The sequence below is a fragment of the uncultured Psychroserpens sp. genome, from assembly GCF_947494225.1.
Taxonomy (GTDB): domain Bacteria; phylum Bacteroidota; class Bacteroidia; order Flavobacteriales; family Flavobacteriaceae; genus Psychroserpens.
On sequence record NZ_CANLUG010000001.1, the window covers coordinates 246,529 to 262,883 of the forward strand.

Here is a 16,355-nt window from a genome sequence, read left to right on the forward strand (position 1 = left end):
TCGGAATGACAATACATCACATGTGAATAACAATCAATTGTCATTTCGAGCTTGTCGAGAAATCTTTGTTAATTTATTTCATGGCGAAATTAATCGGTAATCATAATTATTACATCTACATTTTAACGAATAAGCGTCGAACTGTATTATATATTGGAATGACCAATAATCTTCGTGATCGACTTTATTATCATAATACTCCTTCCTCGAATTCTAAATCATTTACACATAGATACAAATGCAAATATCTTATTTACTTCGAGCATTTTTTTGAGGTTGAAGATGCTATAAAAAGAGAGAAACAATTAAAAAAGTGGAATAGGAACAAAAAAGAAACTCTAATAAATTCGAATAATCCAGAATGGTTATTTCTAAATGATACTGTCTAAATGATAGATTCCTCCACTTTGGTCGGAATGACAATACACCACATGTGAATAACAATCAATTGTCATTTCGAGCTTGTCGAGAAACCTTTGTTAATTTATTTCATGGCGAAATTAATCGGTAATCATAATTATTACATCTACATTTTAACGAATAAGCATCGAACTGTATTATATATTGGAATGACCAATAATCTTCGTGATCGACTTTATTATCATAATACTCCTTCCTCGAATTCTAAATCATTTACACATAGATACAAATGCAAATATCTTATTTACTTCGAGCATTTTTTTGAGGTTGAAGATGCTATAAAAAGAGAGAAACAATTAAAAAAGTGGAATAGGAACAAAAAAGAAACTCTAATAAATTCGAATAATCCAGAATGGTTATTTCTAAATGATACTGTCTAAATGATAGATTCCTCCACTTTGGTCGGAATGACAATACATCACATGTGAATAACAATCAATTGTCATTTCGAGCTTGTCGAGAAATCTTTGTTAATTTAAAATCAACGTTTTTATAACAGTAACTACGTTAAAAACAGCTCAGATTCTGTCGCAATGACAAACCATCACTTTACCAAAACACCTTTTAATTGCATGAGCGGAATGCTTTGCAATGCCTTTGTATTAATGGTGTTTTTTCTAAACAAATAGGTTTTATCTAACATCGCATTGCCTTCAAAGAAGGTGACTTTAAACTCGTTGTTTAATTGCAAGACATCGTTTTGCATGAACTCTATTTTAGCATAACTTCTGGCTGGGAGGAGTTTTATCGTATGACGCATCACAGGAGTAACCTTGTCTTCTGAGTAGCCTTTAGACACAATTAAAACCGTATCAAGATCAACGTCTTTATTATTGATGATATAAGCATTCCAATCATCGGTTTTATACTCTGGGTGTTGCTCTTGCACTACAGCAACAAATACATCTTCTACTTTTGGGATATGAATGTCCTTTTTCATGGTGCAAAACTAAAACATAAAGTTAAGATTTTGATACTCTCATAAAAATAATCGAACTTAGATTATTGTTACAAATGATAAACCTTATGAGATTAACATTGATATTCTTCATTTTTTCACAGTTGATTATTGCGCAAAATATCAGTGGACTAATTTTAGATTCTGAAACTAATGAACCTATTGAAAATGTAACTGTTTATTTCGAAAAATATAATACTGGTTCTGTTTCGGATGCTAATGGAGTTTTCAATATTAAAGTAAATTCTCGCCCAACTGAAAATGATTACTTAGAATTCTCGTTAATGGGTTATCATAGTAAGGCTATAGCACTAACAATGTTGTTACCTACAAATAACAAGATTTATCTGTCTAAAAAGCTAGAAAATCTTAATGAAGTTGTCATTAATTCATCTAAAAAATTAAAATCTAGAATACACTTTAAAAGGCTGAAACCTCTAAAGACAGGCGTATTTGCATTTGACTCTCAGGTTGTAGGGAATAACATATATGTGATTAGTGGAAACTCATCGCAAATTGAAGATTCTGGAAAAAGAGCGCTATTAGCAGTGAGTAATTTACCTAGAGGTAGTTTTGCTGATCTTATAAAGGAGATGAACCAAAATTTTTCTTTTGAAAACTATACAGACAAGCTTCAAATCTATAATATCGAAGATAATAGTTGGTCTGTTTCTGAAACCAAATTTAGAAATCGAGCATACCATAATCTCAATTGCTACGGAAATGAACTTTATAGTTTGGGAGGGAAACGATTATCTATAAATAGAAAAAAGGAATATTTGGATGATAAGATTGAAGTCTTTGATATGGGTTCCAGACAAATTACAATTGATCATACCAATCCGCATCAAGCCATAAACTTTGCATCATTTACATACAACGATAACATTATTGTTATGGGCGGTTCTTTTTCGAAAAATAAAAAAGGAAAAAAAATGTTTACCGATGCGTCTCACATTTACAATATAAGCTCTGGGCATTGGTATGAACTTCCCAAAATGACAATTAAAAAAGAAACCCAGGGTGTCATCATTGATGATGTTATATATCTAATTGGTGGTAGTAATGGGAAAAAGTTGAATACTATTGAATCTTTTGCTATAAAAACTGGAGTATGGAATACAGAAGGCTCCCTATTCAACGCCATGGAATATCCTGCTTTAGCTGTTCATAAGCATATGATTTACATATTTAATAATAGGCGACTTCTTAACTATAATACAAAAACCAAAGTCTTAGAATCTTATAAAATTGATTTAGATCTCAACCGGCCTAAAATGCATTATCACCAAAATAAACTTTATATCATTGGTGGATATTTGTTAAACGAGTATTCTAAAAAGGCATCATCAAGTTTATATGTTATAGACCTAGACGAATTTGACAAAACAAAGCTTTTTAATTCCAAAGACGTTAATTAAAGCGCGCTCTTAAACTGTTCTAAGAAACGTACATCATTTTCGCTAAGTAATCTGATGTCACTAGTTTGGTGAAGTAATAAGGCAATACGATCGATGCCCATACCGAATGCAAAACCAGAGTATTCTTTAGAGTCTATACCACAGTTTTCTAGTACATTAGGATCTACCATACCACAGCCCATAATTTCCAACCAACCTGTTCCTTTGGTCATCTTATAATCGGTTTCAGTTTCTAAACCCCAATACACATCTACCTCAGCACTTGGCTCAGTAAACGGGAAATATGACGGTCGTAAACGAATTTTAGACTTCCCGAACATTTCGGTAGTAAAATATTGAAGGGTTTGCTTTAAATCGGCAAAACTTACATCCTTATCAATATATAAACCTTCCACCTGATGAAAAAAGCAATGTGAACGTGCCGAAATAGCTTCATTACGAAACACACGGCCAGGAGAAATGGTACGAATGGGTGGCTTGTTATTTTCCATATATCGTACCTGCACCGAACTGGTATGCGTACGTAGTAACACATCTGGATTGGTTTGAATAAAAAATGTATCCTGCATATCACGAGCAGGATGATATTCTGGTAAGTTTAATGCAGTAAAATTATGCCAATCGTCTTCAATTTCTGGACCCTCACTGACGTTAAAACCAATGCGTGAAAAAATATCGATAATCTGGTTTTTAACTATGGAAATGGGATGGCGTGCACCAATTTCGATAGGTTCACCAGGACGTGATAAATCGCCATAAATTCCTGCCGATTCTTCCTTATTCTCTAACTCTTCCTTTAAAGCATTAACTTTCTCTTCGGCGGTTTTTTTGAGTTGATTAATGGTTTGACCAAACTCCTTTTTTTGCTCATTTGCCACATTTTTAAATTCTGCAAAATATTGCTTTAAGAGCCCTTTAGACCCTAAATATTTTATACGGAAATTTTCAACCTCTTCTTTAGATTGGGTTGTAAAAGCTTCGGCTTCTGCTATGAGTTCTTTTATCTTATCTATCATGCCTGTGCTGCGTTTGGTTTGCTAACTTAAAATGAAACGCAAATTTAATCAATTTATCGAGATTTGCGTTAAGGATGGAGGCATTTGTTGAAGCTCTCCCGATGGCTATCGGGAAGCGACTGCCGAGAGCCTGACACGCTGTAGCGCTTGGCGGAAGCGTGGAACGCCCAGATTTAATCTATAAAATTTGTTTCTATAAAGTAATTGACAATAGCGTCTTTCATTAAAATACTTTGTTCTCCTGCTTTTAATGGTGGTAGTTGCTCTTTTACCTTGTAATGCGGCCAACCATCGTCATCTACAAAATCGAATTCATAAAATCCGTAAGGTGTAAGCAATTTACAAATGGCAATATGCATAAGATCTAACTTGTGGTCTTTTTTAAATCGACGGTCTAATTGCCCTAGTTCTTGGACACCTATTAGATAAATAATGGCATCTAAATCTAAAGGATCACCATCTGAAAATCGCGCAGATAATTTCTCTACCACTTCTTCCCAACGCTGTTTTAATTGCTCATCTCTAGCCATATATTCTAATCAAAGATAGTTAGTTTGCAAAGTTAGTAAACTATAACATCAACTTTAGCGTTATTAATTTAAAATGGGAAAATTTATGTAGGTTTGTTAAAATTAACTAGACTATGGCTGTAATTGATATCATATTAGGCGCGCTTTTGTTATTTGGACTCGTTAGGGGTTTTATGAAAGGGCTTTTTGTAGAGGTAGCTTCTTTAGTAGCACTTATTGCTGGTGTTTATGGTGCCATTCACTTTAGTAATTTTGCCGCTGGGTTTTTAGATAGCCGACTTGACTGGGATGAAAAGTACATTAATATAGTGGCCTTTGCTATTACGTTTGTCATTATTGTTTTGGCTATTGCCCTTGCTGGAAAAGCCTTGACGAAATTAGCAGATTTTGCAGCACTTGGCGTATTAAACAAACTGCTTGGAGGCGTATTTGGCGCTTTAAAAATTGGCTTAATTCTTAGCGTGTTACTTATTGTCTTTGATACTATGAATAATTCGATTCCATTTGCAGATAAAGAAGACCTTGAAGACTCTGTGCTTTATAAGCCTGTAAGATCTTTAGCTCCTATGATTTTTCCTAGCATCTTAAACAAAGGCAAAGAAGACCTTGATGATAACGATGATACTAATGATGAGGCATAAAAAAACTGCCTATTGAAATATAGACAGTTTTTGTATGGTTTGAAACTAATTGTCTTAAAGCATTTCTACTTTTCCTGTGTGTAAGTTATACACACCACCAACGATTTTAATCTCTCCATTATCCTCCATTTCTTTTAAAATCGGGCTTTTAGCACGAATACGATCAATAGTTAATCTAACATTATTTTCTACTGTTTTAGCGACAAAGGCGCCATTAGATGAATTAGCCTCACCTTCAACCTCTTCGGCAGATTTTCTAACGGCTGGTAAGATATTATCTAGCATGGCTGTAATATTTCCTAACTCTACACCATCACAAGCTGCTTTAACAGCTCCGCAACTTTCATGTCCTAGTACAAGAATTAATTTGCTCCCTGCCACTTTACAAGAATACTCTAAACTTCCAAGGATGTCTACATTTTCGAAATTCCCTGCAACACGCGCCACAAATATATCACCAATGGCTTGGTCCAATACCGTTTCAACAGGTACACGAGAATCTATACACGATAGCACTACCGCTTTAGGAAACTGTCCGCCTGTAGTTTGATTTACTAAAGCCGAATTATCTGTAGCTTGAGAATTTCCATTAGTAAAACGATTATTACCTTGTAATAAATCTTCTAATACACCATTTGGTGTTAATGCGGTTTGAACATCTTTTGTTATTGCTATATTTTTCATTTGTTATAATTTTTATTGTTAATGTTGATCTTTTACGTTGGTTTTAATCCATTCGATACACTCATCAAACGAATTAAAAATATGGTCTTCGGAAATAAAATCTGGAATGATATCAATACGCTCCATCATATATCGTGGTTGCTTGAGTAAGCCAACAAATAATGCTGTAACGTCCTTTTGTTTTAAGTCTTGTAACATATCTTCCATAGCATATAATCCAGACTGATCCATGTACTGCATACGGTCTAATCGCATAATTACAGTAACGGCTGTATCTGGAATTTGCTGAGCAAGAGCTTGGAAGTCGCTAGTTGAACCAAAAAACAGAGGTCCTTTAATGTGCTTTACAAAAACTTCTTCTTGTAAATTGACAGGAAAATTGCCTTCATCTGCCCAAGCTTCTTCTTTTAAAGATTTCACATCGGATCGCTCTGCTGTAAGGTCTCCAATTTTTTTCATGAACATTAATGAGGCAATGACAAGGCCAATACCTACGGCATATACCAAATCCCAAAAAGAAGACAGTATTAATACAACTAGCATTATTACCACCTCTGAACTCAATTTTAAAGGTCCAATTTTGATGTCTTTTGGTAGGGCAGGAATGGCCCTCAAACCTTTATAATCCATCACTCCAATACCTACTGTAATTAATATTCCTGCTAAAACAGCTGCAGGTATTTGAGACGCCAAATTTGGTAATCCAGGAATCATTAAAATACTAAATAGTAATACCCCAGCAATCATACCTGATAGTTTAGTCTTTCCACCCGAGTTAATATTTACTACAGTACGAATAGTGGCACCTGCTCCAGGAATACCTCCAAATAAAGCGGCAATACTATTACCAATACCTTGCCCTACCAGTTCTTTATTAGGTTTATGCTTGGTTTTGGTCATATTGTCTGCCACTATACTTGTTAATAGTGAATCTATAGCTCCTAATAATGCCAAGGCTAAAGCTGTAAAAATATAAGGCGTTATAGAGCTTAAATTAAAACTTGTGATAATTTCTAAGTTTGGCACTGGTAAACCTTCTGGAATTTCAGGAATAGGTTTATAATCTAAATTCCCAAAGATTGCTATGGCCGACATCACAACCAGAGCAACAAGCGTGCTTGGAATCTTGGTGGTTATCCGTTTAAACCCATAAATTATGAATATAGTACCCAAGGCCAGTATCACTTCGAGCCAGCTAATATTTTTAAGTGCTCTAGGCAACACTTTAAGCGCTCCTAAAACACCTGAAGCATTTTTCGCCGCAAGCGTCTGAGACTCTTTTAAAATATCGTCCTGAGTGATTTTATTTGCTCTATCTATAGTTACCTTAAAATTTTCTAAAACTAGAATACCTTCTCCGGCTTCATCTTTTAAAATATTTTCTAAAATAACTTCTTCGGCCTGCGGTTTAAACTGGTTGACATAATCCATGTCTTCTTTAGGATAGTATCCAAGCGAAGGCAAAATTTGTGTAATTAAAATAATGACACCAATGGCAGTCATAAATCCAGAAACAACAGGATAAGGGATATACCGAATGTATTTACCAAGTCCTATGGCACCTAATCCAATTTGCATCAAACCAGCCAATAAAAACACAGTTAGAATTGCCGGCAGTGCTTTTTCTACACTTCCATCATTAGTAGCAATAATTCCTGCTATAATTACCATGCTTACTGCAGTCATTGGCGCTGTAGGACCAGAAATCTGTGTACTGGTTCCGCCAAAAAATGCTGCAAAGAAACTAATAAAAATGGCTCCGTATAATCCTGCACTAGGTCCAAGACCAGATGACACTCCAAAAGCTAAGGCTAAGGGTAAAGCTACAATTCCGGCTGTAATACCTCCAAAAGCATCGCCTTTGATATTTGAAAATAAGTTTTTCATAATTTAAGTGTTGGTTTATCCTTAAAAATATAATTTTTTAAATTAAAAAAAAATATATTAGGCCTTAGCTTCTCCAATTAACACGAATTTATCACTATTGTTTTTGCTCTTCGGAAATGAGCAACGACACATTCACATTGTTTATTACATCTTTAATTCTAGGTTTATTATTTGCGGTTTTACTGCTGTCTCTATTTAAGCACAATAAATTAACATCACTTTTTGCTAAATAGTTAGATAAGCTCTTAATAGAATTATCTCCATAATCAAAAACCAACTCCACTGTATCTTCTTTTGCAATGTTATTTTTTCCATTGGTCTCAACCAATTCCTGATCTGTTCTAAAGGACTTTAATGGCTTTTGTGTATGATTAAATAAGGCATCAACGAATTCTAAGTTAAATGTTGTATTAGCATCATTAAATAACCCAAGAGATAGTTCTTTTTCTGGTTCTAATAAACCCTCATCTGACGCAATCATTATAGCTCCATTATAATTCTTGATTATAAAATCTGTAAGCTTATCTCCTAATAAATTAATTGGCTTTGATTTACGTCTTCCTAAGACTATAATATCTGGTTTTTGTTTTTTAATGCAATCTAAAATTTCATTTTTTACGTTACCAAACGTATGACTATAGGAGATCGTAGTATTATAATCTTTAGCTATAGGTTCTATCAAATTTTGAATATCACTTGAAATAGACACATGAGCCTTATTAATTGTTCTCATAGCAGACAATTGACTCTCTTTTTCTACAACTTCTGTTGGTTTCTTCACATGAAAAAAATGGATGTCTCCATCAATCATCTTAGAAAGGCTAATACTGTTTTTTATGGTTCTTGTCGCTGTACTTTTCATATCAGAAAGCACAAGTATTTTATATTTATTTGTCTTCATATTTTATAATTTTAGGCGGTTTTTGGTCTTAGTTTAAAAAATTCTATAAAGCTATCTGGGTTTTCAACAACACCACGTTCTGAAATAAGTTGAATGTCAATATTTCTCTCTTTTGCCTTAAAAGCGAAGTCGTCAAGAATCTCAATAATATCATTATCTAAGTATCTTGTTTTCCTTACATCTAATTCTAGATACGTGTCTCTAGGTAAGCTATCAAGCTCTTTTAAGATTGCTCCTTTATTGAAAAATGTAACTTCTTCGGCAAGTGTCATTTTAATTTTATGCTTGCCATTACTCTTATCTTCAATGTGTAAAAAGTGCGAGTTTTGGTAGCTTTTTATTAAAATCACAATGATTCCAATTGCTAATCCCATACCAATTCCTATTAATAAATCTCCAGTAATCACCATTGGTAAAACTGTTGCCATAAATGGAACAAACTGTTTCCACCCTAAATTGTACATCTTTTTAAACAATGAAGGCTTTGCTAACTTGAAACCAACTATTAATAACACTGCAGCTAGTACTGATAGAGGAATCATATTCAACAATTTTGGTATTAAGATTACTGAAATCAACAATAAAAAACCATGAATAACGGCAGACATTTTACTACGACCGCCAGATTGAATATTAGCCGAACTTCTTACAATTACTTGGGTAATTGGTAATCCACCTATTAATCCAGATAATATATTTCCTGTTCCTTGAGCTAATAATTCTCGATTTGTTGGTGTTACATTTTTGTGTGGATCTAATTTATCTGTAGCTTCAACACATAATAAGGTTTCTAAACTTGCAACTAATGCAATTGTAAAAGCTACAATCCATATATCTGGATTTGTAATTGCAGAAAAATTTGGAAAGCTAAACTGACCTATAAAAGAATCAAATCCATCAGGAACTGGCACACTAACTAAATGTGCTTCGGCAATGGCTAAACTTTCATTAGATTTCGTTAGTAAAAAAAAGACAATTCCAAATACAACGGCTACTAAGGGCCCTTGAATTATACTAAATATCTTTCCTTTTTTAGATAAAACTTTATCCCAAAGTATTAAAATTAATAGTCCTATTATTCCAACAACGGTAGATCCAATTTGGATATGATCAAAAATGCTTAGGATTTGGCTAACTGCGCCTTCTCCACTTCCTTTGAAAAGTGTAAAGGCTTTGTCATAACCAAAAAAGTGAGGAATTTGCTTTAAGATAATGATAATCCCAATTCCTGTAAGCATTCCTTTAATAACTGAAGATGGAAAATAATAACCAATAATTCCGGCCTTAAGAAGACCAAAAATTAATTGAATAATACCTCCTAGAACAACTGCAACTAAGAAATTTTCATAACTTCCTAGCGTTGTAATTGCGGTTAAAACAATTGCCGCTAAACCTGCAGCTGGACCACTAACTCCAATTTTAGACCCACTTAAACTTCCTACAACAATTCCCCCAATAATACCAGCTATAAGTCCTGAAAAAAGAGGCGCTCCACTGGCTAATGCAATACCTAAACATAAAGGTAGTGCAACAAAAAATACGACTATACTCGCTGGCAAGTCAGTCTTAATAGTTTTAAACATATATAAATTCATTTAGGCTAAAGAGAAACTCAATAGCTATTTTTAATAATTTTTTTGGATATAGTATATCCAGTTATTCTTAAAATTATTAAATGAATTCGGGGGGTGGAGAAATTAAATTAAGGTGCGGTTTCGGATAAGTTTTATACGAATATTCCAAATCTATACTAGCTTTTGAAGTAAGTAAGTTATCCGATTCGGTGTCTAAATCGACAACAAATTTTTCAAACTCTTTATTCTTTTTATTACTTTTTTCTTCCTCTTCTTCTGAAATATCATAGAAAAATGCTATGTCAACAGAATCCTCAACAAATACGAGAATTGTAGGCGCTGTAACAAGCGTTAAAAAAAACAATGAAAAAAATATGGCTAGTAGGTTTCTGTTCATAATTTCAAATGAAGGAACAAATATAAGTCTAGATTTTTGATTTTTTTGTTAAAGAATCTTTAAAAATTCTTCAACATTTTAATGTCATCATTTAAAACCCATCCTGTTTGACCATCGGCTATTCTAATTTGCTTCCATTTCGATACAGTGTCTAACACTTGGACCTTAGTCCCTTCATGAAGTTTAAATGATTCTACGCTTCTCAAATTGGGTTCACTCTTAATTTGAGCTTCCTGTGCAAAAACAATAGCTGGTTGGTTTTTTTCATCCAAATCAAATTTATGAAAAGCAAAAGCAACAGTCACAAAGGCTAGGAGTAAGCAAGAAATACTTGTTACAAATGCAAATCGCTTTTTTCCTGTGCTTAAAGAAAAGTAATACATTAAAAATAAAATCACGAAAAGCATAACCATACTTACAGATAGCATTGCCCAATGATCAAAGCTAAGCGTATTAGTTGCATTTTTGATGAGTTTTGAAAACCCAACTTCAGGCACAACTTCAATGGCATCAATGGTCATATTTCTTGCATAAGCAATATTGTTTTGTATGTCCTTATCATTAGGTTTTAACAATAATGCTTTTTCGTAATAGTAGATACTTGGTGCAATATGGTTTAGTTTATAATGGGCATTAGCAATATTAAAATATAATTCTGCCGAATGTTCTCCAGAATCTAAAACCGCTTCATATTTATCTAGAGCTTCGGTATAATTCCCTTCATTATAAAATGTATTTGCTTGATCAAAAAGTGTTTCATTTTGAGCAAATATCGTCGTGCTTACCAGCACAAAAAATATGTAAAACAGTTGTTTCATAACTATCTTATATCTTTGTCTATTATAGAAATGGTCGAAGCTGCATTTTCATAATCCTGTTGCATTTCTACATTTGTGATTGGCGTATATCTTGCCAATTCACAGTGTTCTAAAATGCTAATAAACTCCTTAACAGTAACTTCATTTACTTCTCGTTCAATCAATATATGTTCTATTTTTTCTTTGCTAAAATCACTCGTTTCAATATGAATTTTGGCTTTTAAATAATTATGCAGTGCTTTTTCTAATGCGATATAAAACGCTTCTTTTTGACCTAATGATTTTTTCGCTTCACTAAGATATCGCCTTGCCAATCGGTCTGCTTTTCTAATTCTATTTCCAAAGACATCAGCATGGCGTTCTTCTTTTTTCTTACGATACACCATAGCTAATGGAATAGCCAATAAAGGCAATAATAAAGAACTCCAAAACCCCTTAGATTTAAAGAAATTTTCATTTGAAATAGGCCTGAGATTCGCATTTGTTTTTACAAACGCAAATTGAGCGCTATTGGCCGTTACATCCTTTTTATTGGCATTAATATCGGTAATGTTATTGTCGCCAGATGTGTTATTAACTGGTCCTTCGATAACATCAATAATAATTTCTCCAGATGTTACTGTTTTATATGTTTCTGTTTTTAAATCAAAGTATGAGAACGACATGCTCGGAATAGGGTACTTCCCTTTATATTGCGGAACAATAGTATAATTATCTGAAATAGAACCTTGCATGCCATCAGTACGTGTTCTTATATTTTCATTATGTTCTGGTTCATAAACCTCCAGAGAGCTTGGTACTGTTAGCTTTGGCAATTGAAACAAGTTTAAATTACCTTGTCCAGTAACTTCAACTCTAGCTTCTAAAGACTCAGAAGCATTTAACTCAGATTTTGAAGTAATAACGTTAAATTCAAAATCGCCAACAGCTCCGGTAAAATTTTCGGGTTTCCCTTCCTCTGGTAATGCTTTTACATTAATTGTTCGGCTACCTGCAGATACCGTTCTATTGGTTTGCGCCATACGTCTTCCTCCAAAAATATCACGTCTATTTGTTGGTACCTCAACCGTAATATCAAGTGTTAATGGTTCAATTTCAAGCTTACCCGTTTTTTGAGGATATAATATCGTTTTGCGAAGTACAACATATCTATAATCTTCCCCTTTATATTTACCATTTTGTATACGATAACCTCTAGTATCAATTTTTTGACTCCAAAAGTCATTATATCTCGGGTTATCAACTTCCCTCCAATTACTAACACCTGTATTTGCAGATACATATAATTTATACACCACAGTAATGGCTTCGTTAAGATAAGGATCTGACTTAGATACCTCAGCAACTAAGTGAATGTTTTCTTCAGCGACTCCCTCAACATTATAAGGGTCATTTGGACGCTTTACTGCATTAGTTATATTAACAGCCACTGCTTTGGTTTGATAAATAACACCTTCTATTTCAATACTAGCTTCTTTAATTTTAATTTTTCCTTTTTTAGTTGGTGCCAAGAAATAACTATACGTTTTAGTGTAAGAATGCTGTCCATTAAGCCAAGAATTACTCACTGAAGTATTTGGACCTCCCACAACATTGAAACCAGCAAAATCTGGGGGATTAAAATTATCCCCATCTTTATTCATAACAAAATCCACTCGTAAACGCTCATTTACGCCGAGCTTCTGCTTACTTACTTTAGCTTCAAATTTGACTTGTGCAAAAGTCACACTTGAAAAAAGTATTGCACACAAAAGAATGGTATGTTTAACGGTTTTCATTTTGAAAAATACCTAAGGTTTATTAATTAACAGTTACGATAATCGTATCTGTAGTTAAGGTTTTGTTTACTATTTGCATTACTGGACCTCCAAAAATATCTTTCTTATCTGTTGGCATCTCCACAGTAACATTAAGTTGTAGTGGTTGTAATTGAAATTCTCCTTTTTCTTTTGAAGTTAGTTTTGTTTTACTCAACAATACAAAGCGATGATCCTCTCCTTTATACGTTCCTGATTGAACTTTCATTGGTTTAACATCAATTGTTTCAGATTCAAATCCTTTATATTCTGGCATTTCTAACGTTTTCCAATTTGAAATCCCTACATTTTGAGATACATACAATTTATAGGTAACTTCAATAGATTTCCCTACTGACAGTGTATTATTTGAAACTTCAGCAATTAAATGAACATTTTCACTGAATTTTAAAAACTGTGCGGTCTCTTCTTTGCTTTGATACATATGATCAACCTTTACAGCTAATGATTTTGTGACGTATGTCTCATTATCTACACTCAAACTAGCTTCATCAATTGTTAAGTCTCCTTGTTTTTGAGGAACCACATAGTAGGTAATTGTTTTCTTATAACTCTGTTCCCCATTAATCCAAGTTCTACTTATATTTTTCTGAGGCCCACTTACAACTTCAAAATCATCAAAACTAGGTGGTGTAAACTCTTCTTCTTCGGTATCCATTTCAAAATCAACACGAATAGATTCATTAGGCGCTACTTTATCCTTGCTTATTTTAACTTCGAAATTCACTTGTGCAAATACGACACTTATTGAAAAAATGCTCAATAGAAACAGTGTAAGTTTAATGGACTTCATATCGTTAGGATTTTGGTTGTACTTTTAAGTTACCAGTCTTTTTCGGGTTTGACTTTCACTCCTTTTTGCTTTTCTGCATTTATTTTTTCTTGAACTTTTTGTTCTTGATTGTTCATTGCTTCTAGCAAGTTTTTAATTTGTTGAGGAGACAATTGTCCAGGTTGCGGTTTGGGCTTTCCTTGCTCCTTTTTATCTTCTTTCTTTTCATCTTTGCCTTGATCTTTATCATCTTTAGGCTTCCCTTCATCATCTTTTTGGTCGTCACCCTCCTTTTTCTCTTGATCACCTTCATCTTTAGGGTCGTCCTTTTTTTCTTCGTCTTCCTTCTTTTCTTCGTCTTTCTTTTCCTCTTCTTTTTCTTCTTCGTCCTTTTTCTCCTCGTCTTTTTCTTCCTCTTTCTTTTGTTGCTCAGCACACTCTTTAGCTATGGCCAAATTGTAACGTGTCTCATCGTCAGTTGGGTCGTTTCTTAAGGCGTTTTTAAAAGATTCAACAGCCATTTCACACAGTTCTTTTTTCATTAAGATATTTCCAATATTATGAAATATCTTGTGCTTTTCTGATTTTGAATTTGAGTTATCGGCAGCTAATTTTAAGCGATATAGAGCTTCTTCATAGTTTTCCTTTTCGTAATAACTATTTCCTAAATTATACGAGCCTGCCACAACAGATGGTGCCTTTGAAATAGCTTTTCTGTATTCCATTTCGGCCGAAATATAATTATCGGCATCTACCAACTCATTGCCTTCATATACATAATCTGTAGCTGTTTCAAGCGTCAATTTCTTTTGACGTTCTTTATCCTTGTCTTGAGCAAAAGCCAATGTTGTCATTAAGACTGCACAGATGATACTGAGTTTCTTCATTTTATTTCTGTTCTTTAAAAACGGTATTAAGATACACTTGTTTCCAAGTGCCATTATGATAACTACCTACTTTAAAATTATAAGTTGAATCATCAACATATTCCCACATATCAGTAATAACGCTATCGCCATATTGATATTGGTAAATGATATTTTTACCTTCGGCATACACCTTACCTTTAGTTACATTTCCGAAGACATCAAATTCCCAAAACTTAATTGTCTTAGATGTTTGGTCGTATTGTCTTATGCCATGGTTTCTGTTGCCAAATTTAGTTTGTTCTTTATTTATATATCCTTTTGAGTCTACAAGAATAATAGAACCTTCCAAATCATAACTAAATTTAATTTCTTGTTTAAATTTTGGACCATTATTTTTCCATCGTCCTTCAGCACTCCATGTTTTATCAATAAGATTATCGAATAGAGCTAAATCTTGGTTTTGACCAAAATTTAACATTGGAAACAATAACGATAGGACGATAATCTTTATTAACTTCATTCTCATGTTTTGTAAATAGCAAGATAAAAAACTGTAAGACTTGATATAGTTAAAGAATTTATAAAATATCTAACAGACAAACGATTATATATTCTCATTAAACAGGTTAAGACGTTTTAGCCATCCTGTTTTTCGCTCGAGTAGAAAAATATCTATGAATAAAAAGAAAATTCCAAAGCCTAAAAACCATTGAAATTGATCCTTAAAATCGGCAAACTCTTTGGATTCAAATTCTGTTTTATCCATTCGATTTAAAATGTCTTTTATTTCATCAATCACCTCGTCTGTATTATTACCTTTTATATATGCGCCATTGGCTTCGTCTGCAATTTCTTTTAGTGTTTCTTCATTAAGCTTGGTGACTACAGTTTCGCCTTTGCTATCTTTTTTATAATTTAAAAGTACACCATTTCGTTTGATAGGTATTGGGCCTCCTTTTTCATCGCCAACTCCAATTGTAAAGATGCGAATACCTTCATCTCCGGCTTCTTCAGCTACATTACTTGCAACATCACTGTGATCTTCACCATCTGAAATGATAATTAACACACGGTTGGTGTCTTCTTCTTCATCGAAATAGGTTTTGGCCAACTCAATAGCTTCGTTGATTGCGGTTCCTTGAGAGGACAACATATCTGTATTTAAGTTTTGAAGAAACATTTTTGCCGAACCATAATCTGTAGTTATAGGTAACTGCGGAAATGCTTTCCCTGCATAGGCAATAATACCAACACGATCGCTAGCCAAGTTATTAATAATTTGCGTCACCAATTGCTTCGATTTTTCTAATCGGTTTGGCGCTATATCCTCGGCCAACATACTTTTTGAAACATCAACTGCAAAGACAATATCGACGCCTTGACGTTTTACAGTCTCTAATTTGGTTCCAATTTTAGGATTAACTAAGGCAATAGCAAGACAAGCAAATGCTAAACTGAGTACGACTATTTTTAAAATGGACTTAAACAAGGATTGGTTTGGACTCAATCGCTTTAGCAACTTGCTATTAGCAAATCGTTTTTGTGTTCTATATTTCCAAAACTGAAGTATAGCAAATAAGAAGATAATTACTGGAATAATCAGTAATACCCAAAACCAAATTTTTTCTTCTAATTGAAAATCAAACATAA

At 33.5% G+C, this 16,355-nt stretch carries 18 protein-coding genes; 4 read left to right on the forward strand and 14 right to left on the reverse strand.

Annotated elements, in window-relative coordinates:
- Nucleotides 1-80 precede the first annotated feature (80 nt).
- Nucleotides 81-389 (forward strand): GIY-YIG nuclease family protein, encoded by a 309-nt coding sequence (locus tag Q0893_RS01025; protein WP_298901414.1) that lies wholly within the window; start codon nt 81-83, stop codon nt 387-389.
- A 102-nt stretch (nt 390-491) separates the two neighbouring features.
- Nucleotides 492-800, forward strand: a complete 309-nt coding sequence (locus Q0893_RS01030; protein ID WP_298901413.1) for a GIY-YIG nuclease family protein — start codon at nt 492-494, stop codon at nt 798-800.
- 164 nt (nt 801-964) lie between these two features.
- Here the strand turns inward: Q0893_RS01030 and Q0893_RS01035 are convergent, their stop codons facing one another.
- Entirely contained in the window at nt 965-1,360 is a 396-nt protein-coding gene (locus Q0893_RS01035; RefSeq protein WP_298901411.1) for a hypothetical protein, read from the reverse strand.
- An 86-nt stretch (nt 1,361-1,446) separates the two neighbouring features.
- Between Q0893_RS01035 and Q0893_RS01040 the strand changes: the two genes are divergently transcribed.
- Nucleotides 1,447-2,799: a carboxypeptidase-like regulatory domain-containing protein gene (locus Q0893_RS01040; protein ID WP_299271923.1), complete on the forward strand. Its 1,353-nt coding sequence runs from the start codon at nt 1,447-1,449 to the stop codon at nt 2,797-2,799.
- Here Q0893_RS01040 and pheS read toward each other — a convergent pair.
- Nucleotides 2,796-3,815 carry a phenylalanine--tRNA ligase subunit alpha gene (gene pheS, locus Q0893_RS01045; RefSeq protein ID WP_298901407.1) on the reverse strand — a complete coding sequence of 340 codons (1,020 nt, stop codon included), beginning with the start codon at nt 3,813-3,815 and terminating at the stop codon, nt 2,796-2,798. The genes Q0893_RS01040 and pheS overlap by 4 nt on opposite strands.
- A 173-nt stretch (nt 3,816-3,988) precedes the next feature.
- Nucleotides 3,989-4,345: a hypothetical protein gene (locus Q0893_RS01050; protein ID WP_298901406.1), complete on the reverse strand. Its 357-nt coding sequence runs from the start codon at nt 4,343-4,345 to the stop codon at nt 3,989-3,991.
- Between the two features lie 113 nt (nt 4,346-4,458).
- On the opposite strand from Q0893_RS01050, the gene Q0893_RS01055 reads away from it, so the two are divergent.
- Nucleotides 4,459-4,986, forward strand: a complete 528-nt coding sequence (locus tag Q0893_RS01055; RefSeq protein WP_298901405.1) for a CvpA family protein — start codon at nt 4,459-4,461, stop codon at nt 4,984-4,986.
- 54 nt (nt 4,987-5,040) lie between these two features.
- Here Q0893_RS01055 and Q0893_RS01060 read toward each other — a convergent pair whose 3' ends face one another.
- The 11 genes from Q0893_RS01060 to Q0893_RS01110 all read right to left on the reverse strand — a co-directional run bounded on the left by Q0893_RS01060 (nt 5,041) and on the right by Q0893_RS01110 (nt 16,353).
- Nucleotides 5,041-5,670 (reverse strand): carbonic anhydrase family protein, encoded by a 630-nt coding sequence (locus Q0893_RS01060; protein WP_298901404.1) that lies wholly within the window; start codon nt 5,668-5,670, stop codon nt 5,041-5,043.
- Between the two features lie 18 nt (nt 5,671-5,688).
- Nucleotides 5,689-7,557: a SulP family inorganic anion transporter gene (locus Q0893_RS01065; RefSeq protein WP_298901403.1), complete on the reverse strand. Its 1,869-nt coding sequence runs from the start codon at nt 7,555-7,557 to the stop codon at nt 5,689-5,691.
- Between the two features lie 94 nt (nt 7,558-7,651).
- Nucleotides 7,652-8,458 carry a universal stress protein gene (locus Q0893_RS01070; protein ID WP_299271928.1) on the reverse strand — a complete coding sequence of 269 codons (807 nt, stop codon included), beginning with the start codon at nt 8,456-8,458 and terminating at the stop codon, nt 7,652-7,654.
- A gap of 11 nt (nt 8,459-8,469) precedes the next feature.
- A complete protein-coding gene (locus Q0893_RS01075; RefSeq protein WP_299271930.1) occupies nt 8,470-10,041 on the reverse strand; it encodes a SulP family inorganic anion transporter in 1,572 nt (523 codons plus the stop codon).
- Nucleotides 10,042-10,129: 88 nt separating this feature from the next.
- Nucleotides 10,130-10,429 (reverse strand): hypothetical protein, encoded by a 300-nt coding sequence (locus Q0893_RS01080; RefSeq protein WP_298901398.1) that lies wholly within the window; start codon nt 10,427-10,429, stop codon nt 10,130-10,132.
- Between the two features lie 59 nt (nt 10,430-10,488).
- Nucleotides 10,489-11,247, reverse strand: coding sequence for a tetratricopeptide repeat protein (locus Q0893_RS01085; protein ID WP_299271933.1), 759 nt, complete (start codon nt 11,245-11,247; stop codon nt 10,489-10,491).
- 2 nt (nt 11,248-11,249) lie between these two features.
- Nucleotides 11,250-13,025, reverse strand: coding sequence for a BatD family protein (locus tag Q0893_RS01090; protein ID WP_298901396.1), 1,776 nt, complete (start codon nt 13,023-13,025; stop codon nt 11,250-11,252).
- Nucleotides 13,026-13,047: 22 nt separating this feature from the next.
- Nucleotides 13,048-13,857 (reverse strand): BatD family protein, encoded by an 810-nt coding sequence (locus Q0893_RS01095; RefSeq protein WP_299271936.1) that lies wholly within the window; start codon nt 13,855-13,857, stop codon nt 13,048-13,050.
- A 29-nt stretch (nt 13,858-13,886) separates the two neighbouring features.
- Nucleotides 13,887-14,723, reverse strand: a complete 837-nt coding sequence (locus Q0893_RS01100; protein WP_298901392.1) for an aerotolerance regulator BatC — start codon at nt 14,721-14,723, stop codon at nt 13,887-13,889.
- A 1-nt stretch (nt 14,724) separates the two neighbouring features.
- The gene (locus Q0893_RS01105) at nt 14,725-15,225 is read right to left on the reverse strand and encodes a hypothetical protein (protein WP_299271939.1); all 501 of its coding nucleotides are present in this window, start codon (nt 15,223-15,225) and stop codon (nt 14,725-14,727) included.
- Between the two features lie 84 nt (nt 15,226-15,309).
- Entirely contained in the window at nt 15,310-16,353 is a 1,044-nt protein-coding gene (locus Q0893_RS01110; RefSeq protein WP_298901388.1) for a VWA domain-containing protein, read from the reverse strand.
- Nucleotides 16,354-16,355 lie beyond the last annotated feature (2 nt).

Bases quoted from the DNA above. Each gene is read 5' to 3' on its own strand.
- Q0893_RS01025 (WP_298901414.1), top strand. From the start codon at position 81: ATGGCGAAATTAATCGGTAATCATAATTATTACATCTACATTTTAACG.
- Q0893_RS01030 (WP_298901413.1), top strand. From the start codon at position 492: ATGGCGAAATTAATCGGTAATCATAATTATTACATCTACATTTTAACG.
- Q0893_RS01035 (WP_298901411.1), bottom strand. From the start codon at position 1,360: ATGAAAAAGGACATTCATATCCCAAAAGTAGAAGATGTATTTGTTGCT.
- Q0893_RS01040 (WP_299271923.1), top strand. From the start codon at position 1,447: ATGAGATTAACATTGATATTCTTCATTTTTTCACAGTTGATTATTGCG.
- pheS (WP_298901407.1), bottom strand. From the start codon at position 3,815: ATGATAGATAAGATAAAAGAACTCATAGCAGAAGCCGAAGCTTTTACA.
- Q0893_RS01050 (WP_298901406.1), bottom strand. From the start codon at position 4,345: ATGGCTAGAGATGAGCAATTAAAACAGCGTTGGGAAGAAGTGGTAGAG.
- Q0893_RS01055 (WP_298901405.1), top strand. From the start codon at position 4,459: ATGGCTGTAATTGATATCATATTAGGCGCGCTTTTGTTATTTGGACTC.
- Q0893_RS01060 (WP_298901404.1), bottom strand. From the start codon at position 5,670: ATGAAAAATATAGCAATAACAAAAGATGTTCAAACCGCATTAACACCA.
- Q0893_RS01065 (WP_298901403.1), bottom strand. From the start codon at position 7,557: ATGAAAAACTTATTTTCAAATATCAAAGGCGATGCTTTTGGAGGTATT.
- Q0893_RS01070 (WP_299271928.1), bottom strand. From the start codon at position 8,458: ATGAAGACAAATAAATATAAAATACTTGTGCTTTCTGATATGAAAAGT.
- Q0893_RS01075 (WP_299271930.1), bottom strand. From the start codon at position 10,041: ATGTTTAAAACTATTAAGACTGACTTGCCAGCGAGTATAGTCGTATTT.
- Q0893_RS01080 (WP_298901398.1), bottom strand. From the start codon at position 10,429: ATGAACAGAAACCTACTAGCCATATTTTTTTCATTGTTTTTTTTAACG.
- Q0893_RS01085 (WP_299271933.1), bottom strand. From the start codon at position 11,247: ATGAAACAACTGTTTTACATATTTTTTGTGCTGGTAAGCACGACGATA.
- Q0893_RS01090 (WP_298901396.1), bottom strand. From the start codon at position 13,025: ATGAAAACCGTTAAACATACCATTCTTTTGTGTGCAATACTTTTTTCA.
- Q0893_RS01095 (WP_299271936.1), bottom strand. From the start codon at position 13,857: ATGAAGTCCATTAAACTTACACTGTTTCTATTGAGCATTTTTTCAATA.
- Q0893_RS01100 (WP_298901392.1), bottom strand. From the start codon at position 14,723: ATGAAGAAACTCAGTATCATCTGTGCAGTCTTAATGACAACATTGGCT.
- Q0893_RS01105 (WP_299271939.1), bottom strand. From the start codon at position 15,225: ATGAAGTTAATAAAGATTATCGTCCTATCGTTATTGTTTCCAATGTTA.
- Q0893_RS01110 (WP_298901388.1), bottom strand. From the start codon at position 16,353: ATGTTTGATTTTCAATTAGAAGAAAAAATTTGGTTTTGGGTATTACTG.